The organism is Gimesia aquarii, from assembly GCF_007748195.1.
In the GTDB taxonomy this organism is placed as follows: domain Bacteria; phylum Planctomycetota; class Planctomycetia; order Planctomycetales; family Planctomycetaceae; genus Gimesia; species Gimesia aquarii.
This window is the reverse complement of record NZ_CP037920.1, coordinates 270,316-293,334: the sequence shown is the minus strand read 5'-3', so window position 1 is coordinate 293,334 and position 23,019 is coordinate 270,316. Positions and strand designations below refer to the sequence as shown.

Annotated in this window: 28 protein-coding genes; 12 read left to right on the top strand and 16 right to left on the bottom strand. The window is 45.2% G+C overall.

Annotation, left to right across the window (positions count from 1 at the left end; translation table 11 throughout):
• Positions 1–188: 188 nt before the first annotated feature.
• From V144x_RS01235 to V144x_RS01220, 4 genes are all read left to right on the top strand, one after another.
• Complete coding sequence (locus tag V144x_RS01235; protein WP_197998710.1) at positions 189–1,232, top strand: leucine-rich repeat domain-containing protein; 1,044 nt, start codon at positions 189–191, stop codon at positions 1,230–1,232.
• A gap of 267 nt (positions 1,233–1,499) precedes the next feature.
• Complete coding sequence (locus tag V144x_RS01230; RefSeq protein WP_144980198.1) at positions 1,500–1,916, top strand: hypothetical protein; 417 nt, start codon at positions 1,500–1,502, stop codon at positions 1,914–1,916.
• 220 nt (positions 1,917–2,136) lie between these two features.
• On the top strand, positions 2,137–2,544 hold the full coding sequence (locus V144x_RS01225; protein ID WP_144980195.1) for a hypothetical protein: 408 nt from the start codon (positions 2,137–2,139) through the stop codon (positions 2,542–2,544).
• Between the two features lie 166 nt (positions 2,545–2,710).
• Positions 2,711–3,016, top strand: coding sequence for an acyl carrier protein (locus V144x_RS01220; protein WP_144980192.1), 306 nt, complete (start codon positions 2,711–2,713; stop codon positions 3,014–3,016).
• A 773-nt stretch (positions 3,017–3,789) separates the two neighbouring features.
• On the opposite strand, the gene V144x_RS01215 is transcribed toward V144x_RS01220, so the two are convergent.
• Positions 3,790–5,238 (bottom strand): SDR family oxidoreductase, encoded by a 1,449-nt coding sequence (locus V144x_RS01215; RefSeq protein ID WP_144980189.1) that lies wholly within the window; start codon positions 5,236–5,238, stop codon positions 3,790–3,792.
• A gap of 100 nt (positions 5,239–5,338) precedes the next feature.
• Between V144x_RS01215 and V144x_RS28590 the strand changes: the two genes are divergently transcribed.
• Positions 5,339–5,572, top strand: a complete 234-nt coding sequence (locus V144x_RS28590) for a hypothetical protein (RefSeq protein ID WP_144980186.1) — start codon at positions 5,339–5,341, stop codon at positions 5,570–5,572.
• Here the strand turns inward: V144x_RS28590 and V144x_RS01205 are convergent.
• Positions 5,558–5,770, bottom strand: a complete 213-nt coding sequence (locus tag V144x_RS01205; RefSeq protein ID WP_144980182.1) for a hypothetical protein — start codon at positions 5,768–5,770, stop codon at positions 5,558–5,560. The genes V144x_RS28590 and V144x_RS01205 overlap by 15 nt on opposite strands.
• Before the next feature lie 765 nt (positions 5,771–6,535).
• Here V144x_RS01205 and katG point away from each other — a divergent pair.
• The 5 genes from katG to V144x_RS01180 all read left to right on the top strand — a co-directional run bounded on the left by katG (position 6,536) and on the right by V144x_RS01180 (position 12,765).
• Entirely contained in the window at positions 6,536–8,929 is a 2,394-nt protein-coding gene (katG, locus tag V144x_RS01200; RefSeq protein ID WP_144980179.1) for a catalase/peroxidase HPI, read from the top strand.
• Between the two features lie 587 nt (positions 8,930–9,516).
• Positions 9,517–9,978, top strand: a complete 462-nt coding sequence (locus V144x_RS01195; RefSeq protein ID WP_144980176.1) for a GNAT family N-acetyltransferase — start codon at positions 9,517–9,519, stop codon at positions 9,976–9,978.
• Positions 9,979–10,352: 374 nt separating this feature from the next.
• Positions 10,353–10,745, top strand: coding sequence for a DUF433 domain-containing protein (locus V144x_RS01190; protein WP_144980173.1), 393 nt, complete (start codon positions 10,353–10,355; stop codon positions 10,743–10,745).
• Between the two features lie 370 nt (positions 10,746–11,115).
• A complete protein-coding gene (locus V144x_RS01185; protein ID WP_144980170.1) occupies positions 11,116–11,778 on the top strand; it encodes a leucine-rich repeat domain-containing protein in 663 nt (220 codons plus the stop codon).
• 558 nt (positions 11,779–12,336) lie between these two features.
• On the top strand, positions 12,337–12,765 hold the full coding sequence (locus V144x_RS01180) for a hypothetical protein (RefSeq protein ID WP_144980167.1): 429 nt from the start codon (positions 12,337–12,339) through the stop codon (positions 12,763–12,765).
• 188 nt (positions 12,766–12,953) lie between these two features.
• On the opposite strand, the gene V144x_RS01175 is transcribed toward V144x_RS01180, so the two are convergent.
• From V144x_RS01175 to V144x_RS01165, 3 genes are all read right to left on the bottom strand, one after another.
• Entirely contained in the window at positions 12,954–13,739 is a 786-nt protein-coding gene (locus V144x_RS01175) for a hypothetical protein (RefSeq protein ID WP_144980164.1), read from the bottom strand.
• A 78-nt stretch (positions 13,740–13,817) separates the two neighbouring features.
• Positions 13,818–14,204, bottom strand: a complete 387-nt coding sequence (locus V144x_RS01170; RefSeq protein WP_144980161.1) for a hypothetical protein — start codon at positions 14,202–14,204, stop codon at positions 13,818–13,820.
• A gap of 132 nt (positions 14,205–14,336) precedes the next feature.
• Complete coding sequence (locus tag V144x_RS01165; protein ID WP_144980158.1) at positions 14,337–14,744, bottom strand: hypothetical protein; 408 nt, start codon at positions 14,742–14,744, stop codon at positions 14,337–14,339.
• A gap of 1,252 nt (positions 14,745–15,996) precedes the next feature.
• Between V144x_RS01165 and V144x_RS01155 the strand changes: the two genes are divergently transcribed.
• A complete protein-coding gene (locus V144x_RS01155; RefSeq protein WP_144980153.1) occupies positions 15,997–16,254 on the top strand; it encodes a hypothetical protein in 258 nt (85 codons plus the stop codon).
• A 58-nt stretch (positions 16,255–16,312) separates the two neighbouring features.
• On the opposite strand, the gene V144x_RS01150 is transcribed toward V144x_RS01155, so the two are convergent.
• Both V144x_RS01150 and V144x_RS01145 read right to left on the bottom strand, forming a co-directional pair.
• Entirely contained in the window at positions 16,313–16,759 is a 447-nt protein-coding gene (locus V144x_RS01150; RefSeq protein ID WP_144980148.1) for a hypothetical protein, read from the bottom strand.
• The gene (locus tag V144x_RS01145) at positions 16,716–16,985 is read right to left on the bottom strand and encodes a hypothetical protein (RefSeq protein WP_144980146.1); all 270 of its coding nucleotides are present in this window, start codon (positions 16,983–16,985) and stop codon (positions 16,716–16,718) included. Before V144x_RS01145 ends, V144x_RS01150 begins: the two co-directional genes overlap by 44 nt.
• A 178-nt stretch (positions 16,986–17,163) precedes the next feature.
• On the opposite strand from V144x_RS01145, the gene V144x_RS01140 reads away from it, so the two are divergent.
• Positions 17,164–17,577 carry a hypothetical protein gene (locus tag V144x_RS01140; RefSeq protein WP_144980143.1) on the top strand — a complete coding sequence of 138 codons (414 nt, stop codon included), beginning with the start codon at positions 17,164–17,166 and terminating at the stop codon, positions 17,575–17,577.
• A 129-nt stretch (positions 17,578–17,706) separates the two neighbouring features.
• Here the strand turns inward: V144x_RS01140 and V144x_RS01135 are convergent, their stop codons facing one another.
• The 9 genes from V144x_RS01135 to V144x_RS01095 form a co-directional block, all read right to left on the bottom strand.
• The gene (locus tag V144x_RS01135; protein ID WP_144980140.1) at positions 17,707–17,997 is read right to left on the bottom strand and encodes a hypothetical protein; all 291 of its coding nucleotides are present in this window, start codon (positions 17,995–17,997) and stop codon (positions 17,707–17,709) included.
• A 58-nt stretch (positions 17,998–18,055) separates the two neighbouring features.
• Positions 18,056–18,331: a hypothetical protein gene (locus tag V144x_RS01130; protein WP_144980137.1), complete on the bottom strand. Its 276-nt coding sequence runs from the start codon at positions 18,329–18,331 to the stop codon at positions 18,056–18,058.
• A gap of 27 nt (positions 18,332–18,358) precedes the next feature.
• Positions 18,359–19,033 (bottom strand): DUF4031 domain-containing protein, encoded by a 675-nt coding sequence (locus tag V144x_RS01125; RefSeq protein ID WP_144980133.1) that lies wholly within the window; start codon positions 19,031–19,033, stop codon positions 18,359–18,361.
• Positions 19,034–19,045: 12 nt separating this feature from the next.
• Entirely contained in the window at positions 19,046–19,441 is a 396-nt protein-coding gene (locus tag V144x_RS01120; protein WP_144980130.1) for a hypothetical protein, read from the bottom strand.
• Between the two features lie 80 nt (positions 19,442–19,521).
• On the bottom strand, positions 19,522–20,601 hold the full coding sequence (locus tag V144x_RS01115) for a hypothetical protein (RefSeq protein ID WP_144980127.1): 1,080 nt from the start codon (positions 20,599–20,601) through the stop codon (positions 19,522–19,524).
• 23 nt (positions 20,602–20,624) lie between these two features.
• Complete coding sequence (locus V144x_RS01110; protein ID WP_144980124.1) at positions 20,625–20,807, bottom strand: carbon storage regulator; 183 nt, start codon at positions 20,805–20,807, stop codon at positions 20,625–20,627.
• Between the two features lie 30 nt (positions 20,808–20,837).
• On the bottom strand, positions 20,838–21,095 hold the full coding sequence (locus V144x_RS01105) for a hypothetical protein (RefSeq protein ID WP_144980119.1): 258 nt from the start codon (positions 21,093–21,095) through the stop codon (positions 20,838–20,840).
• 9 nt (positions 21,096–21,104) lie between these two features.
• Positions 21,105–21,326 (bottom strand): hypothetical protein, encoded by a 222-nt coding sequence (locus tag V144x_RS01100; protein WP_144980116.1) that lies wholly within the window; start codon positions 21,324–21,326, stop codon positions 21,105–21,107.
• 195 nt (positions 21,327–21,521) lie between these two features.
• Entirely contained in the window at positions 21,522–22,547 is a 1,026-nt protein-coding gene (locus V144x_RS01095) for a site-specific integrase (protein ID WP_144980112.1), read from the bottom strand.
• Positions 22,548–23,019 lie beyond the last annotated feature (472 nt).

Below are 23,019 nucleotides of genomic sequence, written 5' to 3'. Positions count from 1 at the left end.
ATGAAATATGATCAAAATTTTATTGGGACGAAAAAAGCAGAGAAAAGTCACTTCATTTTAGACACGGGAAACCGCAGTGTTTACAATCAACGGCAATCCATGCCTGGAGCGCTTCCAGGCTGATCCATATGGGAAATATCCACTCAAGTAATCCGTCGACACACGGCTGCTTTGCAGAGGCATCCATCATGAACCAGACAGAACCGACTCCCAAACCCCCTAGCCGCTACCGCTGGGTCTGGCGGACCTTGGGGCTGCTGGTCGTTGTCGGACTGGCGGTGTTTGTGGTTACCGCGCTACATGAAGGAAGTGCAGCGCAACAGTTGTGGTCCAGTGACCGTTTCATGCTTTCAACCGAACCGGGCTGGTTGATGAGCAAGATGCCCTCATCCTGGGAAACGTGGATTAAGTATAGCGCGGGAGATCAGATTCGTTTCGCTTTCGAGAAAGTCGTTTCAATAAACAGTGTTCAATATGGATCTGATGACGAGTTCAGCAAAGCAGATCTTGCCGCGGTCGGTAGAATTCACAGTTTGAAATACCTGGATTTTAGCAGTTCAGAAATCACGGATCAGAACCTGACACTCCTTGAGGGGTTGGACAACCTGGAAACCCTGAATCTGGAGAGAACCTCGATCAGCGATGCCGGTCTGGTTCATTTGCAGGGGTTGAGGAAACTGAAACATATCCTACTTTGGGATACTGAGGTCAGTGATGCAGGATTGAGACATCTGGAAAACCTGCCAGAACTGAAATCGATGGATTTAAGTGAGACCGCCATCAGTGATGCCGGGCTGGCTCACTTGAAAGGTCTTGTGAAACTGGAGATTCTTCAACTGGATGCGACAGGGGTCAGTGATCGCGGAATGGCTTCTTTGAGTGGACTCCCAAATCTGGAGTCTCTGAATCTTAGCGTTACCGAGGTAGGCAATCAGGGTCTGGAATATTTAGTCAGGAACCAGAATCTAAAGATCCTGGATCTCTCGTACACTCCAATCAGTGACGCAGGAATGGTTCATATAGGGAAAATAAAACAGCTGTTCGAATTGGATCTGAGAGGGACCAGCGTCAGCGACGCAGGTCTGATTCATCTCCAGGGGCTCAAAAACCTGACTAACTTGAGACGGCATCAAACAAAAATCACAGATCCCGGCTTTGTTCGACTTCAGAAGTTTTTACCTAAACTGTCGGATTCATGGGAGCCTCTTCCAATCGGTCCGTCTGTTTTCTAAAATTCAGAAGATTGAATCAGAGATAGTCTCAATCCCTCTTCAAAATTTGCTCCGTCAGAACTGAGCGGGTCGCCATTAAAGAGATTAATTCACGCTTGACGGATTTATCTATCGATGATGACCGGGTAACGATGTCTTACCGGTCACTTGTCTGGATAAACGTTATTACCCGGTCATTATTATGATTGGTTTCATAATGTTAAATATTTCCGTAGAACTAGATTTAGACACCGTGTTCCCCAAAACTAAAAGAATTAAGGAGAGAAAATGGATGCAAAAATAATAGCCGCAATTATTGGAGCTTCTGTGGGAGTCTTGGGATTGTTTTTTGCAGGATTTCAGCAATGGTTGGGATATAAAGAGAGATCTCAACAGCATAGAGATAACGCCATATTTCAAGCATTCCAATGGTTTGAGGGGGGAACACAAAAACGAAATATTGGAATTTCAATAATCGAAGGTTTGTGGCATGAATCGCCTCATTTACGTGGGATTTTCGTTCCCCTTCTTATAAATCAAGCAATATACCTGATTGCGGAAAAGCCAAATCACCCTGCACATGAGAAAAATAACCTAGATCGAATTATAGAACTCCTCAGTACGATTCGCAAAGATCGGCAAAGGTCTGGCTTATCCTATCGACGTCTTGAAGAGGTTATGAAATCTAAGTCGAATGTCGAATAACGACATAGATGTTTCCAAAGATGATGCTGACTAAATGTTTAAAAAAGTGATTCATGTCTGGGATACTTGTATTACTCAGGCATTACTATTGGTGAGGCAACAGAACTAAATAATGACCGGGTAATGTGTGTTTCCCGGTCATCCTTTTGAATATTGAAAAAATGAATCACTTATTTTTCATTAATGTGAGAGTTAAAAGGTTTATAAGCACGAGGTACTCATGACCCACCAAACGGCTAAACTCTCGACTTTCGACGCATACCTCGAAACGGGTGGCGACACAGCCGCAGAACAACTTGACCAACAAACGAAACGTCAACAGACCCTTGATCGTTTCCCATATCCCTTAATGCTCGAATTGGCATTCCCGGAATTCGATTTCGCAAATCGTTGGTGTTGGCAACACTTCGGTCCCAGCCACGGCGAATGTTTCCAAAAACACTCGGAATACCGAATGTGTGCGACGGACCTTCCTCATTGCCACATCGGATCGTGGACCTACAATTGGTTTGTAAAAACAGATTATGACTTTGGGTTTAATGAATGGTATTTTTCAAATGCTTCTGAGCGTGACCTATTCTTGGAATTTGTCCCCTGTATAAACTGGGGCGAGAACTTCCCAAAATAGAATTGAACCTGCACACCCAAAAGTGGTAAAACAAAACCATGCAACTCAGTAAATCCTGTTACTGTGCAGCGGGAATTATATCACTGTTAATGACTGGGTAATAAATGTTACCTGGTCATTTTTAGAAGCAGGTACACTTTGGGATTTTGTTTGAAGTGAATTAAAGATGGGACTTGATTTTCTTGACCTGAATTTTCGTGTCGAAAAACGGTTTCGTATAAGAATCCCGCGGGAGAAAGCTGCTGAGCTTTTCAAAAACGGAAATACATCTGATCCTCCCCCAGGCTGCTGGACGGATATTCGAGTTTCTGATTTTGTTTCATTGGTCGAAACTCTGGTGGCAGAACAGAATCCAGAATGCAAGCTCGAAATATTTGAAGGAGTCAAGCAGGATATAATCGAATGCCTTGATCTTGATGAGAGTGAAGTGACGCCCGAAGCGTGGCTGTATCGCGATCTTGGGTTTTGGTAGGATCCTGACTCGAATGGAGAATTAAATGTCTGGGTAACGGCTGTTACCCAGACATTATATTAGGGAGTGTCGTTTAACAGGGTATTCGAAAAAATATTCGAGTATATCGAATGAGGGCAAGAGTAACGTCCAGCGTAACCGAGCGACGATGTTACTTGTTGATGATTGAGCATATTTGTGCATTGCCGCAGCGGTCATGTCATGTTGTTTTCCGTCGTCTTTCCCGTTTTCAAGGCTGGACCCCGGAAATCGCGGTGAGGACTCTTGGAAATAGCAGATCGAAAAAGAGTTTCCGCTCTTGTTGACAATACGTCCCCCTTCAGAAAATCAAAGTGCATCAAAAAGTTTGGGTGCTTAAGGTGCCAAGACAGCACGATATCGATCCCACGCTCCTTTGCTTTGACCACATGTGCCCCTAAGTCATCTGTAACTCTTGCTGTAAGAAAGACGCGACGCAAGGCGCTCAACGAAACGGAGTGATCCACCTGTTTCTCAGCCAACTGTATAAATCGAAAGGCCAGTGCATTTCGGGGATGACTGCGTTAAAACCATAAAGTGGTTGAAGAAAAATGAAGTTGTCGAATGCTACTTGGGCTCGAGAGGCAAATCAACTCTGCTGACTTCAGCCATCGGAGCCACTGATTTTACCCGATGTAAAGCAAAGGCGATCTATTCTTCAGTGAAGCGTTTTCCTTTCATTTTCTGGACCTTTCTCAAAATGCAAGAAAATAAAATCTCTCACATTCTGCATAGATCAAGAAATGGTGAAAAGGTCATACCTCTTGACTCTTCTCAAGAGACTTGGCGGCACGTTTAATCCCTCTCAACATACCGCCAAAAACAATGTTATGTAATGGAACCACGGTATACCAATAAAGGATACCTAGTAGACCTCTTGGACGAAATCGTGCAGTCATTGTGAGTCGCGTGAAACGGATGTTATCTTTCACTGGTTCCATGCAGAACTCCAGTTGAGCGGTTCCTGGTAATTTCATTTCGGCATGAAGCAGCAGCGACTTGCCGCGTTCGATCCCGACCACGCGCCAGAAGTCGAGTGCTTCGCCAAATTCTACTTTCTCAGGATCGCGTCGGCCTCGTCGAAGCCCAGGACCTCCGACGATTTGGTCCATCAATCCCCGGATCCGCCACAAGATGTCCCCCGAGTACCAGCCATGACCGCCGCCAACACGGCAGACCGCGGCAAACACATCGGACGGCTGCGCTTCAATCTCGATCGACCTTTGATCGACATAGACCTTGCCACCAGCCCAATTTGGATCGCCAGGAATCGGTCCGGCTGCGGACCACCGTGTTGGTACCTTCCCCTCCAGGGTCTTCGCGATCGCACGATGAATTGACTCACGTACTCCGAGCGATTGATGAGGCATTAGTGTCTGTGTAGTGTCGTCATTGACCACAACTCGATTGCGCAGGCCATCGGAGAGCGGGCGAGCGATGCGATATGAAACTGGCGTGATGAGGCTGATCCATGCCGAGCTCAATCGCGGGGTTAGCACGGGGACACCGATAATCAGCCGTCGTCGAAGTCCCAGCTCTTGAGCCATGATGTGCATTAGCTCGCGATAGGAGATCACATCGGGTCCACCAATTTCGAGGCTGCGACCGCTTGTCTCGGCAACATGCAGACACTCGACCAGCCAGTACAATACATCAACAATGGACACTGGTTGAGATTCTGTTTGTACCCAACGGGGTGTGATCATCACGGGAAGTCGTTCGACCAGATAGCGGAGTATCTCGAATGACGCGGACCCAGAGCCGATAATCATGGCAGCTCGCAGTGTTGTCACCGAAACTCCGCACGATCCCAAAGCCACTTCCACTTCGCGGCGCGAGCTAAGGTGTTGACTCAAACCCTCACCAAGTTCGCCTAAACCACCCAGGTAGATGATTCTCTCAACTTGAGCCTCTGCGGCTGCTCTGGCAAAGTTATGGGCAAGTTGGGAATCGCGATCTGCGTATGTACGACCTGAGGCGATCATCGAATGAATCAAATAATAGGCCGATGAACAGTCTCGAATCTGAGCGGTTAGCTCGGATACATCGCTCAGATCACTGCGAACAATCTCTACATTCGGATTGTCGCACCATACCCGCTCTTCAAGCTTACGTGGTTCGCGCGCAAGGCAGCGAACACGATAACCTCGCTTGAGGAGCTCCGGAACCAGCCGGCCCCCCACGTAACCCGTTGCCCCAGTCACCAGTATTGGTGATTCTCGAGAAATTTTGGTAGTCAGGTTTATTCTCCAGTGGAATTAAAGTGGAGGGCAGGCACTAACGCCCGCAGTACGAAGCCAGGTCTTGGCAAGACTTCAACATTTAGGTGAGAGCCGATACGCACGCGTAAAGCGATTCCATTGCTTCTCAGCAGACGCAAGAGCGGCAGCATGCTCGTTGTTGCACTGCGCCGAAGTCGCCAAGCCGATTTCAGGTTGGCAACTTGAAGCAGCAGCTCGCGTCCTGTTGCATTTAGTTCGACCGGCCGACCGAACAGCGTCCCTTGCAGCTGGCCGGTCATTGTTAGTTTGGGGATGAGCCAAGGTCACGCGTGCGTATCTTCATTGTACCGGTCAGGGCCCATTCGGCATGCTCAGCGTTCGTGCCCGTGCCGCTTGGAACTTTGACATGCATGTCATCAAACTCATAAGTAATCTCGGCGTTCCGACCTGTTAAACGGTCATAAAGGCCGATCGCCAGATCGTTCCAGTTTGTGGTGTGTTCAGCGTCAGACATTAGATTCTCCTTTGAAACTTTAACTAATAAGGTACACGATTTTTTTCTCGAGCTGAGTGAAACTATGGCTTTATAGTCGCTGCGAAAGCTGAGGAAGCAGAATATTTGCAAAAAAAAATTTTTTGAGCTGAAAGAGTCAAAGAATACTGACCTTCAGCGATATATGAGACTGACTGACCTTCTCCCCGTTTCTGGATCCATACAAAATATAAGAGATTTTGTTCTCTTAAATTTTGAAAAAGGTCCAGAAAATAAACCAAAACGCTTCACTGAAGAAGAATTTACCTTCGCTTTACGTCATTAAGAATCTTTCTCTAAATTTAGATTCTTAAAATACTTTTTAAATGCAAACAAATTGAAATGGTGAATTCCTATCTGAAATGAATACTATCTCGCCTGTTCTATTTGTATGCACTCCGCTACACCAAGCGTAGTAATCACCGCGCTTCTCGGGTTTTGTTGTAATAACCAATGAATCGTCGAGCTTAATTGTGAATTGCGTTTCCTTAGAATCTGAATTGCGGGATTCGTCCGCAGGCCGTATCTCTACCTTCCCACTTAATTATATTCCGTACGGTCTGTCTGCTAATCTTTTTGATACCAACGTTCAACTCATTCAGATTTAATTTTATTCATGCATAGGATGCATGATATATATACACAAAATGCATTAGATATATCGTCAAACCTGCGTAAAGTATTGTCGCAGGGACAGTGATTCCCGGTTGTCAAGATCGAAGTTCAAGCCAAACACGAGGAAAAATCATGAAAAAGTGGATCAAACGCACGATGACGAATTGGACGGTGCTGACTCTATCTATCAGCACACCTATCTTCGCTCAGAAACAGACCACAGAGTCTACATCAGACCAGCAGCCGGCCCAGAAAATCCACAAAACACAAGACGGCCAGACAAACGGTGGCAAGTGCCCCATTATGGGCATGATCAAGAATGTTACCTCCCGACACACTGCAGCTGGTGGAATGACCAATGGAGACTGGTGGCCCGATCAGTTGAACCTGGACATCCTGCATCAGAATTCGGTGAAGAGTAATCCCATGGGGGAAGACTTCAACTATGCCGAAGAATTTCAGAAGCTAGATCTCGAAGCCGTCAAAAAAGACCTGAGAGCACTGATGACCGACTCGCAGGACTGGTGGCCTGCCGACTACGGACATTACGGTCCGCTCTTCATCCGCATGGCCTGGCACAGTGCGGGGACTTACCGCGTCTCTGACGGTCGCGGCGGTGCTTCGGACGGCACACAGCGCTTTGCGCCACTCAACAGTTGGCCTGATAATGCTAACTTGGATAAAGCCCGCCGCCTGCTCTGGCCCATTAAACAGAAATACGGTCGCAAAATTTCCTGGGCTGACCTGATGATTCTGACCGGAAACGTCGCACTCGAATCCATGGGTTTCAAAACTTTCGGTTTCGCCGGTGGACGTGAAGACGTCTGGGAACCTCAGAAAGATGTCAATTGGGGACCCGAAACCGAATGGCTGGGCCGCAAACGTTATAGGAAAGCTAAAAAACTTGAAAATCCGCTTGCAGCCACGCAAATGGGATTGATCTACGTCAATCCCGAAGGACCCGCGGGCAAACCTGACCCCCAGGCTTCCGCCTATGCAATCCGCGATACCTTCGGTCGGATGGCGATGAACGATGAAGAGACCGTCGCCCTCATCGCTGGCGGACACACTTTCGGTAAAGCACATGGTGCCGCCAGCCCGGAAGGGAATGTCGGTCCGAAGCCGGAAGGCGCCAGCCTGATTGATCAGGGACTGGGATGGATCAATAAGTTCGGAAAAGGGAACGCAGACGATACCATCACCAGTGGTCTGGAAGGTGCCTGGACTTCAACACCCACACAATGGTCCAACGGCTACTTTGACAATTTGTTTGGTTACGAGTGGAAACTGGTTAAAAGCCCCGCCGGTGCCTGGCAGTGGACGCCTAAAGAAGAATCAGCCAAGGGAGCTGTTCCCGATGCACACGATCCTTCTAAAACGCATGCGCCGATGATGTTTACTACAGACATAGCCCTTAAGGTCGATCCAGCTTATGGGAAGATCTCAAAACGCTTTCATGAAAACCCAGACGAATTCGCCGAAGCCTTCGCAAAAGCCTGGTATAAACTGACCCACCGCGACATGGGACCGGTCTCGCGCTGTCTCGGACCGCTAGTGCCGGAAGCGCAGATCTGGCAGGACCCCGTCCCCGAAGTCGATCATAGGCTCATTGACAAAAAGGATATCGCTGCACTCAAAAGTGAAATCCTCGCCTCAGAGCTGACGATTCCTCAACTGGTTTCCACGGCTTGGGCTTCCGCTTCCACTTTCCGTGGCAGTGACAAGCGGGGCGGTGCCAATGGTGCCCGCATCCGACTGGCGCCCCAAAAGAACTGGGAAGTCAACCAGCCCGAAGTACTGGCGAAAGTTTTGAAGACTCTTGAGACAATACAGCAAAAATTCAACGACGCACAGGCCGACAGCACCAAAGTGTCACTGGCCGATGTCATCGTACTCGGGGGCTGTGCTGCTGTCGAAGAAGCTACCAAAAAAGGTGGACACACCGTCAAAGTGCCTTTCACACCAGGACGTACTGATGCCACACCGCAAATGACCGACGTCGATTCTTTCGCGGTTCTGGAACCCAAGGCAGACGGCTTCCGCAATTACTATTCGCATGGGCTTGATCGGCCGGCTGAAGAACTGCTGGTGGATAAAGCCAACCTGCTTACTCTGACCGCGCCTGAAATGACTGCCCTCATCGGTGGTATGCGGGTGCTCGATACGAATGTCGGTGTACCGGGAATGGGTGCCTTCACTAAACGTCCCGGAACTCTGAGTAATGACTTCTTCGTTAACCTGCTCGATATGAACACGAAGTGGCAGAAGTCACCCATGTGCGATCACTTCTTCGAAGGACGCGACCGCAAATTGGGCGACGTTAAATGGACTGCCAGTTCTGTTGATCTGGTCTTTGGCTCCAACTCCCAGTTGCGGGCCATCGCAGAAGTATATGCCAGCCGGGATGCTGAAAAGAAGTTTATTCACGACTTCGTAGCTGCCTGGAACAAGGTGATGAACCTGGATCGCTTCGGTCAGGAAACCGCGCTGCAAAAGGGGAATCGCTCCGTGACCCAAAACCAGTAGTAATCCACGGCGCTCGTAATCATGGGAACGCTAAGAGAAAAACCCAAATGCCAAACCTATTCCCTTCGATGATTAGAGGGGAGTAGGTCTTTTTGTTGAATCGGAATCAATGTTAAAAATTCCGTTTTGAGCATCTGAGAAACAAAACTGTCTACTCCTGTTCGATTCAAAAAGTGTTTGGATATTAAAATTATTCTAGAAAAACACGTTATATCGCGCTCCAAGTATCTGAGACTATTGTACGTCGTGACTCATCGTCTTCGGACACAAAACTTTCGAACTAATCGCGCTTTAGGAAACGTGTGGTTGAACAATCGAAATCTAATTCTTAGCCACTTTCTGCTGAAATAGATTCTAATTTCATCTAGTTCTGTTTTCTTTTTTCAATAACAGTATGTGTTTTGTAAACAAACAATGTTAAAAGAGTTACGACTTGTAATTCTAATTATGCCTAGTATCATACTCAGTATGTTGGCATCATATCAGAACAAATACTGGTAATTTTGCGCGTATTTGTTCTATATCAGTGTCATATCAGAACAAGTCCTTGCAGGTTAATAACAAGTTATGCAATCAAGGTATAGTTGATGCCTACAACCGCGGCAATACGTCAATGCGTCGAAGCGGATGCTGATATCGTTGTCAAGCTCTTACCTCAACTTTGGCCAGATTTGGCGATTGATCGTAATAAGGCGAAGGCGACATTCTGCAAGTCAGCAAGATCTGGATCGCATCGCCACTTCTGCGCGACAGTCGACGAACGAATTGTCGGCTATTGCTCGATGAGCACGAAACATAGCCTGTGGTGCCAGGGATCGATCGCGCACGTTGACGAGATAATTGTTGACACTCAATTTCGAGGGCAAGGGATCGGCACCCAACTCCTCAAACAAGTTGAGAATTCAGCTAGGGACATGGGGTGTGAGCGTATCGAATTGGATTCGGCATTACACCGCACGGATGCGCATCAGTTCTATGAAGGCCTCGGTTTTGAGAATAGGGCACACCTATTCTCAAAAAGGTTGACCAATCGCGGTAATGACGCATAACCAGGTCGTTGCAGCCGACGTGCTTCCCATATTATCATTCGACCGATACTGAAGATGGAGAGTGGCTCGATGATTCAAGCTGTTACTGTGTCGCTCGCACGCAGCTGAACTCAGCGTTCTCTCCTTTCCTATCTACTCAAAAGTATTCGCGAATGGTTTCCGGACCATCGTTTTACAAAACACCCCTTAACGAAAAGTGACCGGGTAATACATATTTCCCGGCCATCACTATAAAAGTGATCGCCAGCTAACTGTGCGCCAATTGATAATAGATAGAATTCCTGATAGATTTAGTCAGGATCAAATTCTGTCTATCAATCGTCACCACTTTCTAGCGTTGCCACCGTTATCCGACTAACATTTGTTACACCATCATGCGCATCATCGTTAGCACAAAGACAACGAATTCAGGTTCCCCACGAATTGATGGGACGCGACTAACATGCGCAAACGTAGCACAAACTCTTTGGTACACACTCTCGTTGAATGAATATCTTGACATGTACGATTATCTTTCAAAATCCGACATTTTGAACTGCCTCGCATACTGCTCACAACAAAAATGCGTCGATGACGATGTCCACAGCTTCTGCGAACAATGTACGCTCGACAAGCGACCAAGAGATCCTGAGCTTGCGCAGAAATACGATGAATTCAAAGCCGACGACTTTGACGCCGACGAAGTAGAAGACATCTGGAAACTCGCTAACCAATTATTGGCAAAATACGCCACAGAAACAACATCCGATGGCGACAACGTCGGATAACAAACGAATGAGCCAGAACTGCCGGGCTGGCTCGCTTCGCTCCATGCTCCATTAGGATAACTCAGTTAGGAGTTACTCTTGACTTCGTTCGAAATACTCAAACGCTTTCAAAAATGCTTGATCAAATGACCGTTCTAAAAAAACTCTGTAATATTGACCGATAAATAGGCATTTGCCGGACACTTTTTATGCGAAGCGGGGAGAAGACGTCCACTTCTTAATTGAGTTTTGATTCTCCAGATGAATAATTCTAACAGATAGCACTAGAGCACATAGCGTAAATTGATAAGAGTCAGAAATTCTGATAGATTTAGATAGAATCAAATTCTGTCTATCAATAGTTAGATCACATGCATCTGCAGGTTCAGCTGTGGCTACGAGCACAAATCAATCTCCCAACGAGCCAAACCCACACCAACGACGTGTGGCAGAGGCTTGGAATAAGCTTGCAAAATCTTCGATCTCAGAATCGGCGCTAAACGATCTAAGGGCACTGACGCCCCCAGATTTGTTCCCCCGGAATCATTCATTGACACCGTTTGGTGAATTTGATCATCTGGCTGTCCCCCACTGTCCTCCTACGAGTGCCGCTGTTGCTGCTTTAGAACGCACGACGTCCGTGACACGGCTTTCCCTTAATGCATATCCTGGAGATGCAGCGCACCTGCCAAATTTAGAAAATCACCAATCACTCGACTGGCTTTCACTCTATGACAGTCAAATCACAGGCATTCATTTCACCCGCACGCGAACACTACATGCATCATTTTTGGATCTGTCACGGACCGCAATCACTGATGATTGTATAGCTCAGTTGCCGGAAATGCCGCGAATTCAGCGTCTTGTGCTGACATTAACTGACTTGAGTGACATTGGTATTTGTCGACTATCACGATTCTCGACGCTTCGGGTTCTCTATGTAAAATACACACGGGTCACAGAACGCGGTATCGCAGACCTAAGATCCATACTCCCACATTGCCATGTGAAGCAGCGAGTAGCAGGTTCTACGACCAAGCACGCTTATCCGTAATGACAGTATAATACCTGTCACCAAAACCGACTGTAATTGGCATCAACTCCAGCTCGTATCGGGATTAAAACCGAAGTCGAAAGTTAACGAGTCTCCTTCTCCGAAACTCGTCGGAAACCTGCTTTGAATTCTTGACTGTGCCGATTCTTGACTTTTTTAAAAGGTACTCATTAGATTAATGTCTGGGTAACAACCGTTACCCGGTCATTGATATTTTTCATTTGCTCGTCTCAATCGTATTAAAAACGACTGAATAAATGAGTTAAGTAAATTTTGATTTTCGAGATAAGCTTATTAAACATATTAGTCCCAAGTTCGGGTAAAAATTAGAGTCGCTGTAAGCTTTTCGAAAATCAAACGTTTTCTGTTTTTCATATTCTCAGATGAATATCGTAAATACATAATCTCAAGGAGGTTAAACCTCGAACAGAAAAATTAGGCCTGGTATTAGATGAGAACAAAAACCGTTGATCTTGCGCATATTTGTTCTCGATCAAGTTCAAATCAGCGCAAGGCCGTGCAAGTTTATAACAACCGATCCACAAACAAGAGAAAGTGATGCAAATGCTTATCAAAAACGTCTTATTGATACTGATCGTAGCGGTTCTCATTACAACCTCCTTGGACGCCACGCAGCAGAAACCTGAAAATAAAGGCACATCGATTCAACAACTGATGAAAGAACGTGAGCAGATACTCCAAAAACTCGTTGACATCGTCAAGGAAAAATACAATCAGGGAAATTCCTCTCTAAACTTAGTGTTTGCCGCGGAACGAGAATTACTTGATGCCCAACTTGCGTCGGCAACGAACTTACGCCAACGTATTGTCATCCGTGAATTGCAACTCAGACTCGCAAAGGATCATGAACAGCACGTAGTCCAACGCATCAAACAAGGTTTTGATTCTCGCGAGGATTTGATGCGAGCGATAGCCAATAGATTAATTGCCGAGATCGAACTCTTGCGTGAGAAGAAACAAGCTTAGAGAAAAAATATGCGGATAATACGTATATGGCCTTTTGAGTTAACGTTAAAAGTGTCTGGTAAATTAGCATTTACAAGACACTTTCATTCTTATTTGACTCGTAGAAACACTTAATGATCTTTTCATTGACGATTTGATAATCATTTTTTAAGACGATCGACATATATAAACTCAGAGCGATTTTTGTATTATTGACTGCTTCGGTCTAACGATTCACAACCATTGAACCAATCATAATAAACGAAAGCAATCTGATCTGATTCTATTCCTTGATATATCGGAATATCGGATGAGTAACAAAATTCTGCATTACAAAGTGAAATGTCTTTGCCCAGCAATGGACCATAGAAAAAGAAATAGGGAGTCCAATTTAAAATAAAATATCTATCATCTTTAGATTGTACAGCTGTTGGTGCAAATCCCATTCTTATTTCATCAGCATTCAAATTAGCAAGACGGACAGTTAATGGTAAAGCATAATCCGATGGCTCTATATCGCTAACGGCGTTGCCCAAAATGATTGTTTGTCTCCAATCGTCAATTGGTGGTTTTTTTGTGATTAAGACCAGTGCTTTGTCAATTGAATTACCAGATACAGTATCAATGCGACAAGGAATATAAAGTGTCCCCCTACCGTTACCATATTGATCTGCACCTGTAGCTCCAATTTCATTTAGTATCTTGAATTGGTTAACTGTTGGTATGTATTTACTGTCGGACCATTCGAACAGTAAATCTATTTTATCAAGTGTGACACCATGCATATTCAGTCCATCATCATCAAGGAACCAATGTAGTTTGCACTCCGAGCATTGGTAGAGATGGCCAAATTTGAGAGCACGATTGTGTTGTAATTTAGAAGCAATTAGGGCTGTATCAGGGTTTTTCCCCACGCAGGCATAATCCCAATTGATGCAGGTATAAGGAATTTTGTCGCAAGTAGGACAATCACCCAATTTTGAAAAATTGGTCACATTAGAGTATTTCTAGATAATAGTTAATTAGTATGTCTGGTAAACAATAATTACCCGGACACTAATACAAATCATAATTCATTTCTGATCGTAGAACTTGCGAAATGACTTTTTGAATTCAATGATCTCGAATTTTACTTCGACTTTCTTATCGAGTGAAAGTTCGGTCGAATATGCATGAAAGTTGAATGATTCTCCAACACGATTCAAATCACAATAGATGATTTGTGGAATGCGAAAACCAGATTCAACCGTATCTGTCTCTCCTTTGAGAAATGATTCGATCTTTCGAATGATATGAGTCGAACATGACCCAAATTGAAATTGCTCTATGATTTCGTCTGATTCCAGATATTGAACGAGATATCGATTGAAACAATCGTCACGATCATATTCTCCCCACTCAAAACACAATTTTGCTGCGGGAGTACCAACAATCAGAGTCGCAGAATTATTTCCTGTCATACTATTTTCTAATTTAAACAACCAATTGCTGAATGTGACCAGGTAATACGTGTTACCCGGTCACTTTTATTATTACCTGGCGCATAGAAAAGCTCAATGACTGGGAAAACATCATTTCCCGGTCAGTAACAGCTATTTAGTATACGTGGTTGGCCTTGGTCTGTGATACCACGGGCGAGTATCTTCGAATTGTGAGGCGTCCATACTTTTTGGGATGCGTCCGTTCGTCGGAAAGGTTACGACGCGGAAATCGTTGTTTGGAATATACTCGAAGAGCGAATGATCTTCGCCATCAACATCAAATGCGAGCCAGCAGTCATTGGCATCATGTGTTGGAGTCCAACCACATGAAATTGCAAAGCGAACAGCGTCTGCCACGTGGGATGGTTTCATGATGGCGAAGGGGAACACAAACAGACAAGGCCCAGAACCATCCGCAAGCTGTACAACAGCGCGTTCGGAACGCTCAAGAGCAATCTTGTAGTGGTATTCTACAGTATCAACAGTGAGTGATCGGCGACCTTTCCGTGGAATCGACATTAACATTTATTCCTTCGTATATTCTTACGTTTGCTGCACAACTTGTTATTCACCTGCACGAGACTGAATATGATGCCCGCGAGGTATCAAAACGTGCAAAAAATATTTATTCTTCTAATGTGGTGACATAAGCACTGATGGATCTTTTAAAATGCAAGTCACTATAAGATCTGTAAAAATGGTATCAAGCTGAAACAGCCAGTCAACATGGGGTCTCTGACTACCGAAATTAATGTCCGGGTAATAAGCGTTACCCGGACAAATCACAGTGATCCCATAAAATGAAAAGTGCCCGGTAAATCCATGATTTACCGGACACTTTAAGTTTATATTGGTTGCAAGCTAAATTTCAATATTGCGAATACGATAGTTTAGTTACTAGTTTTGAAATGAATCTTAAAATACAAATCTTTATTTTATAATTTCATTTATGTCATCGACTCGAACATTCGAATCGTCAGCAGCTTCCTGTATTCCCACTAATATGACAGCAGTAAATGTTAAACCCGTTACGATAATTCCTAGTAAGAAGATTCCAATCGTAGTCATTTAGCTTCGCCTTTACCTTGAAGCATGAGGCATCCAAAAGCAAGAATAGAGGGTACCCAAATCCCAACGAATAGCCCTTCTTCTCTCTGCCCAGTAAACCACAATGCCACTGAAAAGACGAATGAGATGAATGCCGCAAAAACAAATAAGAGTTTTCCTAATTTTCTTCGTTTCACAATACCCTTTACCTTTAAAATGAATGAAATTGCTCAGAGGTTCTTGGCTAATTGCTTTGGTTATCTGTCGAGATGGCTATGCAGAAAGCTGCTATGAACACAATAGCAAATACAATTACCCCAAACTTGAAAATTTCCAGATCTTCGATGATTGATCTCCACTTCCTAAAGCATTTTTTTTGCATTAGAACTATAGACTGCTCATGAAGTTTGCCCAGAGATAAATTGTGCCAACAAACTAAATCAAGAATTGAACATTTGGAGAGCCAGTATTGAGTGAAGGGGCTGGAAAGTGTCTGGTAAATTACGGTTAACCGGTCACTTAGCTTTATTTGATCTCAACTGGGTAAGATGCTTTATATCTTGTTCGAGACCGCTAAATACGATTTTGTAATTAAGTCTTCTATCTGATGATTTTCAAGATTATTTTCGATAAATGCGTGAGATTCGATTACTCTCTACGCCTTTAGAATGTATGAGAAAACGAGTCATTCCTATTCGAATAGACTGAAACCTGAGGTATTATCGTGTCTGAAGAAAACGAAACAGAAGACGAACTCTTGACAGTAACGAAACCAATCATAGCCGTATTTTTTACAATTACTGGAATCTTACTTGGTGGAGCTATTGGATTATTTGGTACTTATTATTTTTGTGTATTCATTGGTAATGGTCTCGAGCAAGTTGGTTGGCTTTATCTTTTTCTTACCATTCCAATAGGTATGCTAGCGGGTGGCGGACTTGGCTGTTTCCTTCCACTTTATATTTTAAGGAATAAGAAGTAACTATATTCATCACTCTCCCTTGATATGCTTAAGTTACTTTGGTTATCTGACCGGGTAATTACCCTTTACCGGACAATACAGGTAAGGTGTTTTCTAGATCTCCCCAAGGAATAAACCAGCTTACAGATTCCCATTCGAAGTCTGCATTTTCACCATTTAACTCTTCAAACCAAACAGATTCATCAGAATCCCAACGGGAACGAATTAGTGAGTAGTCCCACCATTCACAATAATCGTTGCCCTCACCAGTGCAGCTACGAATAGCAACCAAGAACTTTTCCCCATCACCGAAATTATCCACGGACTCTCCAGACACCCACGGTAAACCGAGCAATGACATACTATCACTTGTTTCACAAAATGATTTTCTCAATTCACGGAATTGGCTTACTAAAAACTGTTTTTGTCCAAGTGACAACAGGTCCCATTCACCTTTACAACTTAGGAATTCTTTCACCTTGTTAAAGTGCTCCATGAACTCTTGATAGCTTGGATTTCCATTCATACGACTTCCTTTCTAAAACCAGCGCGTGTCGATACCGATAAACTCCGCTCATGAGTTGGTAAACATGAGTCCGAAATAACTTCTTGTAAACAATAAAGATGTCTCGAAACCTATTTCCCTCAATCACTACAGAACCGCCATCTAAAGGACCACCGATCAGAGGAACTTCAAACTCTGGCTCCGGGCGATCGCTCTTTCGACTTTCTACTATTTCAAACTTTCGCATTTGTAAAAGTCCCTAAAAATAATGTCTTGGAAACAACGGTTACCCGGACTCTAATGTGTGAAACAGTCTGTTGACGCGTTATTTCAATTCAGTACGATTGTTACAAGCTAAGAGCATATGAATTGTATCTGTTACTATTTGTAGAATTTTTGCATTATTAAAAAGTTTGGCTCAAAGAATGAATGCATTTCACAAAAGTCATCTGCTATGGGTACTTGGAACGACGGCACCAATATACACAATGATCACCGTGCTCATGCCGAAGGGCATTGCTGGCGTGCCGTGGATTGGACTGGTGGCGGTTATATTTCTCCTCATGTTTCTAGCGCTCCTTGGCTTCGAACGGTCTCCCATTTGGAACGGGTTGATCGCATTTATCTTCTGGCTCCCAATGATAGTGCTGCATCTTCTTAATCCAGGAACGGTGGCCATTTCACGCGGGGAGGTACACAAAGGTGTTATTGAGATTTTGGCGATCGGCTTAATTCATGCCCTGATTCAATTTACGGCACGCTTCATCATGAATAAACGACATCCAGAAAAAACTCAATTAGGTGCTGGAGCGGACTCTTCAACTGCGTCACGTTCATAGCAGCTTACGTAACGACCGCGCCTCGAGATCTCGGGTCTGCTCAGCATGAGCATTATCCAATAGAACCATAACTCTGACTTTCTTAATGTGATTAAAAATGATGGGTGGGAAACAACCTTTTACCAGACATTATTCCGAATTGTTCTCAACGACTTGTCGAAACGACTCTTCAGGAGGATCAGCTATCGGATCTCCATCCTCTGGCTCACTCCAATGCCCAAGTTTCACGAGTTGTTCTTTCCAGTAAACACGCATTTCGTCATCGCAATGTGCAATTGCGTCTGCCCATGTTGGCCATCGACCTCTCACCAATTTGAACCGATATTGATAGTAGAGCGATTGCTGATTGTGCGGCATTTCAGGTTCATGATCGACAGCACATACAGGGCAGGTGCCTTCCTTTGGTGGGAGTAATTGCATCTCTTTAACCTTTCTAAACTGAGTTTAAAATGTTGTCTGGTAAACAGTCTTTTACTGGTCAACTGACAGTTCTTTTGTAGGTTGCAAGCCTGGCTTCTCCAGGTTTGTCTTTATTCAACTTGTGATAACGTTTTAATTCCTGATGACTCTCCATAAATGCGAGCCAACTAAACATCTGCCCGAGACTTTCTGAACTAAGATCTTTCGGCCAGATCAAAACAACCGGCCCCTCGGTTAACTCGATTCGTTCAAAATTGGAAACGGTTGAATCTTCAAGAATCCCGAACTCAACAGGAGCTTTGACTTTTTTCTTTGAAAATAAATTACAAAACACGTGCCACTCTCCTCATCAACACCATAATCAAACATAAGAAAATTCAATGCGTGTGACTTTGGTCGAGGGAACGACACGCATCGTTTTACAAAACATGGAGACAAACTCTTCACCGGACATTTCCGGAAAGCCTTCACGCGTCGCTTCCTGATTTCCGTATTCACGATCAAAAACCAGTCTGCTCAACGGTTCCTTGCGGTCAGAAACAACACGGATCACACAAATAACTTCTCGCTTTTCACCGCGTTTCAGTCCCATGCATTTCACGCAGGCCTTCAGCAACGTGCCTGGCTGTAAATCGTGCCAACCGAGGCGACGGGTTACGTCTTTGCGTTTCATCCTGGTTTGATCAGTCGTGATCGAAAACGAAATCCCAGGTAAACACCAGGCTTTGAGCTTCGCATTCGTAAATCGATGATCGACACTAACTGCGCCTTTTTTGATAGCCAGGCGACGTTTTGAATTTGTCAAGTCATAATGAGGAATCGTTGATTGATTTTGAAACCAGTCTCTCATCAATCCGATGCGAGTCGCGAAGTCATGTAGCATGTCGAGAGACGTTTCCGGAGAAACAAACATATGGCAGGCCTCGTTGTATCTCCAGTTTGGATTTCTAGCACAGCCTAACATCGGATCCACATAAACAGAATTCAAAGCAGGCTCGTCGGGGGTATTAAAAAAGTCGAGTTGAACTTGTGACATGCGATTCGCGTCCTAAGAAAGCATGAGATCAGCAAGAGTTCCAAGTGCGATCGAGAGCAAGAGAAGTACCAGAAACGGAATGATCATTTCTTTGAATGGTGTTGGATTATGTACCGAACCGGAGCTGCTATTTAGGTCGTGTTTCTTTTGATTTTGTGACCACTTACGTTGTTGAACGCCTTCGATCTTTTCCAGCGTTAATGCGTATTTGCAATGAACCTGTTGGTAAACGTAGGCTTGTCGTTTGTACTCGACGTTTTGAAATCCCTCATTCATCTTTTGGCTTTCGATTTCCATATGCCGGGATAATGCAATGAGATCTTTGGCACGAATAAAGACTTCACCTTCGGAAGATGTAATGGTTTTGATTTCGCCCGGATATTCCTTTTTGATGTTTAACGTGGTCATGAACTTTCCTTCATTAAAAAATCTAATTCGTATCGGTTGAAAAAGGAATCCGCGATCGCCATTCCGTCAGCGATCGCGGATTAAACTTCACCAGGCAATCCGGTTGCCTGGTCTCGAAGCGCCTCCAGCAAAGTGACGCGATAGAAACCAGCTGAGCGATGTATGTCCGGATTTTGGGCCAGTGCCCGGACGATAACCGGTTCACAATGAACTCGCACAAAGTCGAGGAGCTCATCTCGTTTCAGTCGATCCAGCTGGGGCCCGTATTCACGCTCCAGCTCTTGCCGGGCGCGTTGATTCACTTTTCGTTTTGCCCGGCGATCTGCTGTTTCTTGTGCCGATCGCCGACATTCTCGATCTGCCTGCGCTTGCCTCTGGTTCTTGTGGTATTTTTCATCCTCCGGAGGCCAGCCCGCGGCGGGATCTTCGCCAGGCAGGGCGTTTCGAATTCGCGTGTAAATCGCTCCGGGCCCATAGGCTCCCGGTTTCGATCGAGCAAATTCGATCAACTGCAAAATCTCTGCGGGAACACAACCACGAGACCTGGCTGACTCAACGGCAGGTGACGCCCGGCCCACACCTTCTGAAATTAAAACTTCCTCCACCACCGACCAGGCGGGCGCACTGGTAACGAGCGCCTGGTGGGAGGGGGGAGGAGTATTAATCGGTTTTAACGGCGGATATAGGAGGGCCTGATCACTGTGATCAGGGGGGGCCTGATCATGGTGAGCAGGGGGGTAGTCACTGTGATCAGGGGGGTGCTCATGGTGATCACCCCCTGCTTTAAGGACTTGCGTCGATTTTTCCGGAACAGGAGCCGGATCATCGAGCGGTTCACCGTTGGCAATCGCATCAAGATTCGGCCATACAATGCGATAGGAGTTCGCTTGCTGGCCACGTGCATTGATAGTCGAGTCTTTGATTAACAATCCGTAACGACAGAGATCTTCGATTCCCCGGCGAACGGTGGGGACACTCATGCCGTCATAAGCGCTGATTTCACGATGTGTGAGCGAGACTTTGGATTCATTACGGGCGACATCATCGATTGCCCGGAGGACTCGTGCCATACGGGAAAACGGCATGAGGGGCGATACCTGATGTAAAATCCAAAGTTTCCGGCCTCGATTAAAATCGAGATCCAGCTGTTTGCGACTCATCCGAACATTCCTTGTTCGCGCCTTTAGGCGACTTGTGGTTGTGGTGCCTCTTCGGTCGATTCTTTCAGTTCCTCTCGAACAATGGGGACTTCAGAAGGCGCGACAATTCCGATCTTGACCTTACCTGGTTTTAATTCCGTAACCAGAATTTCGATGTTCTCTCCAATTAATATTTTTTGATTTACCTTTCGACTCAAAACTAACATTTCAGACTCCTTTCAAACGGTTGATAAAAATCATTTTGAAACCACTTCGATTCGTGAAAGCGGGACCGGCCATTGTTCACCTTCAACGAAGACCGCCGCCACTTCCAGAAACGCGATCGCTTTCCATGTCGTCTTACTCAGTCCGTCCGGATCCGCTTTGAGATCACGTCCCTCGGACCAATAAAAGACTTCCGTACCAGGGGGATGATACGTGTTGAATTCCTGAACGGCTTTCAGAGCTTTCGCTCGTTTTTTTCGATAAAATTCGATTGCGAGTAAATCAGCCATCACATGACCTCATTCAGTAACCACAAATTTTTGAGCGCCCTCGACAATATGCTGTTCTTCACAAGTCAAGATCGCCCAGCCTTCAGGACTGTGTTCTTGATGAACAATCATGACAGCGGCTTCATAGTTCACGGCTTTGATTTCGAGTGTTTTCAGATCTTCAAGTTCTGTAAACGCTTTTTCGTTTTCGAGATCTGTTCTTTGGCAGAGCAAAACGTTGAATGTTTTCATGATTTCTCCTTTGAAAAAGAAACATACAAACGCAACACACCCGCCGATCGAGTACACGGTCGGCGGGCGTTAGTTAGGGACAACGTGCCTACGTTGGTTGAAACACGACGCGGCCACATGCAGAAAATTGATGAGCTAACCTGATTAATACATGTGGCAAAAAGCAGAACGGCTTTCGCGTCGTGATATCTCATTTCATGCTCCAAAAATTTTTAATCCATGATCAGTCATATGGGGTAATACAAGCTCGCCAAGCATTTCGCTAGCTTGTCGATCTGCGTCAGAAACTCGTTTTGCTTTGTAATTTGTCAACAGCGTTTTTGAGTTCGGAGAATGCCCCAATCGCTTTTTCGCCACATCATCGCCGTGTTGTTCAGCAATGATCGTCGCTGCTGTAGATCGGAGATTCTTTGTCTTGATCCGATCTCCTTCAGATATTCCCGCTTCACGTTGAATTCGGGTCATCGTGTTTGAAAAATAAGCCAACGAGAGACTGCGTCCGGTTTTTTCATCCTTCCAGGGAAGCAACGGCTCCCCCTCTTTGGATGGCAGTTTTGCTAAAATGCTGACTACTTCCGCCGATCCGAGTGGGATCCGTAGCGAGTTCCGCGTCTTGTGATATTTTGCGGGTAGAAACAATTCACGTTTTTCGATCAACATTTCGTCAGAGGGACGTTCAATCAAAAGTAATCCACGCCGGCGCAGCCCTGTAACTAACCCCAGCAAAAGAACCGCTTGCCAGAATTCCGCTGGCGTGCAGCCCGTCACCCTTGGAGACCGGGCGTATCTCGTCGCGTTGCTGAAACGTTTGATTTGATCCTCTGTAATGACTTCCGGGTCAGTTTCATCAACTTCTAATAGATCGATATAAGGCGGACATTCTAGAAACCCATAGTTGCCACGATTTGGTCCTCGGTTTTCACGTGGGCCGGCTTTGGCCAGACAAGTGCAAATATGACCCAGTTCATTATTCAATGTGACGTTACTCAAGGGCTTGCCGCGCCAGCTATCATCCTGTCGTCGTTTCAAATATAATTCCAGGTCGTGATTAGTCACATCGACCAGAAGGCGCATCGTTAAATTGCTATAAGTACCAAATCGATCGAGGGTCCGGCGAACATTGTCAACGTACGTTTTATCTTTGTTATGCACTTGCAAGCGCTGAAGATACATGTCACGGTAAACGGGCCAGTACAATTCATCTTTGCGGATTTGCTGCATGCTTTTCTCCTTCGAAAAACAAACAGCGATGAACTCATAACTCTCCGTAGCTCATCATCGCTGGTGACCGATCGCAACAATTGATAGAGGCGGTGTGGGAATATATGCGCGCAAAGGCGCCCTTGGTGAAAATAAGGAAATTCACCAAGGGCGTCCGCAAATATACGCGCGTCGGGACGAGGCAGCGCATAAAAAAATCCCCGTTTATTTGCCGGCCATAACTCCTCAGCATCAATGGAGTAGGGCGACGGTCGAATTTGTTTCGATCGCCACCCACGGCAGAAACGAAAATATATCGATTCCTAAATGTGGAAAACAGACTCACAAGAGACTGCGTGGCGATGCTTAATTTTTAATGGCACCGGAGATACTAACGGGGGAAACAGATTTGTCAACCAAGAATTTAAAAAACGATTCATTTCGTATTCGAAATAAATTGATGCGAAACACTTCAGGTAGCCGATGAAGTAAA

Coding starts and splice junctions, on each gene's coding strand:
- V144x_RS01235 (WP_197998710.1), top strand. CDS start 189: ATGAACCAGACAGAACCGACTCCCAAACCCCCTAGCCGCTACCGCTGG.
- V144x_RS01125 (WP_144980133.1), bottom strand. CDS start 19,033: ATGTCACAAGTTCAACTCGACTTTTTTAATACCCCCGACGAGCCTGCT.
- V144x_RS01095 (WP_144980112.1), bottom strand. CDS start 22,547: ATGCAGCAAATCCGCAAAGATGAATTGTACTGGCCCGTTTACCGTGAC.
- V144x_RS01100 (WP_144980116.1), bottom strand. CDS start 21,326: ATGAAAACATTCAACGTTTTGCTCTGCCAAAGAACAGATCTCGAAAAC.
- V144x_RS01105 (WP_144980119.1), bottom strand. CDS start 21,095: ATGGCTGATTTACTCGCAATCGAATTTTATCGAAAAAAACGAGCGAAA.
- V144x_RS01165 (WP_144980158.1), bottom strand. CDS start 14,744: ATGTCGATTCCACGGAAAGGTCGCCGATCACTCACTGTTGATACTGTA.
- V144x_RS01120 (WP_144980130.1), bottom strand. CDS start 19,441: ATGACCACGTTAAACATCAAAAAGGAATATCCGGGCGAAATCAAAACC.
- V144x_RS01170 (WP_144980161.1), bottom strand. CDS start 14,204: ATGACAGGAAATAATTCTGCGACTCTGATTGTTGGTACTCCCGCAGCA.
- V144x_RS01195 (WP_144980176.1), top strand. CDS start 9,517: ATGCCTACAACCGCGGCAATACGTCAATGCGTCGAAGCGGATGCTGAT.
- V144x_RS01220 (WP_144980192.1), top strand. CDS start 2,711: ATGGGACTTGATTTTCTTGACCTGAATTTTCGTGTCGAAAAACGGTTT.
- V144x_RS01110 (WP_144980124.1), bottom strand. CDS start 20,807: ATGTTAGTTTTGAGTCGAAAGGTAAATCAAAAAATATTAATTGGAGAG.
- V144x_RS01145 (WP_144980146.1), bottom strand. CDS start 16,985: ATGCGAAAGTTTGAAATAGTAGAAAGTCGAAAGAGCGATCGCCCGGAG.
- V144x_RS01140 (WP_144980143.1), top strand. CDS start 17,164: ATGAATGCATTTCACAAAAGTCATCTGCTATGGGTACTTGGAACGACG.
- V144x_RS01150 (WP_144980148.1), bottom strand. CDS start 16,759: ATGAATGGAAATCCAAGCTATCAAGAGTTCATGGAGCACTTTAACAAG.
- katG (WP_144980179.1), top strand. CDS start 6,536: ATGAAAAAGTGGATCAAACGCACGATGACGAATTGGACGGTGCTGACT.
- V144x_RS01230 (WP_144980198.1), top strand. CDS start 1,500: ATGGATGCAAAAATAATAGCCGCAATTATTGGAGCTTCTGTGGGAGTC.
- V144x_RS01205 (WP_144980182.1), bottom strand. CDS start 5,770: ATGTCTGACGCTGAACACACCACAAACTGGAACGATCTGGCGATCGGC.
- V144x_RS01115 (WP_144980127.1), bottom strand. CDS start 20,601: ATGAGTCGCAAACAGCTGGATCTCGATTTTAATCGAGGCCGGAAACTT.
- V144x_RS01190 (WP_144980173.1), top strand. CDS start 10,353: ATGCGCATCATCGTTAGCACAAAGACAACGAATTCAGGTTCCCCACGA.
- V144x_RS01135 (WP_144980140.1), bottom strand. CDS start 17,997: ATGCAATTACTCCCACCAAAGGAAGGCACCTGCCCTGTATGTGCTGTC.
- V144x_RS01225 (WP_144980195.1), top strand. CDS start 2,137: ATGACCCACCAAACGGCTAAACTCTCGACTTTCGACGCATACCTCGAA.
- V144x_RS01180 (WP_144980167.1), top strand. CDS start 12,337: ATGCAAATGCTTATCAAAAACGTCTTATTGATACTGATCGTAGCGGTT.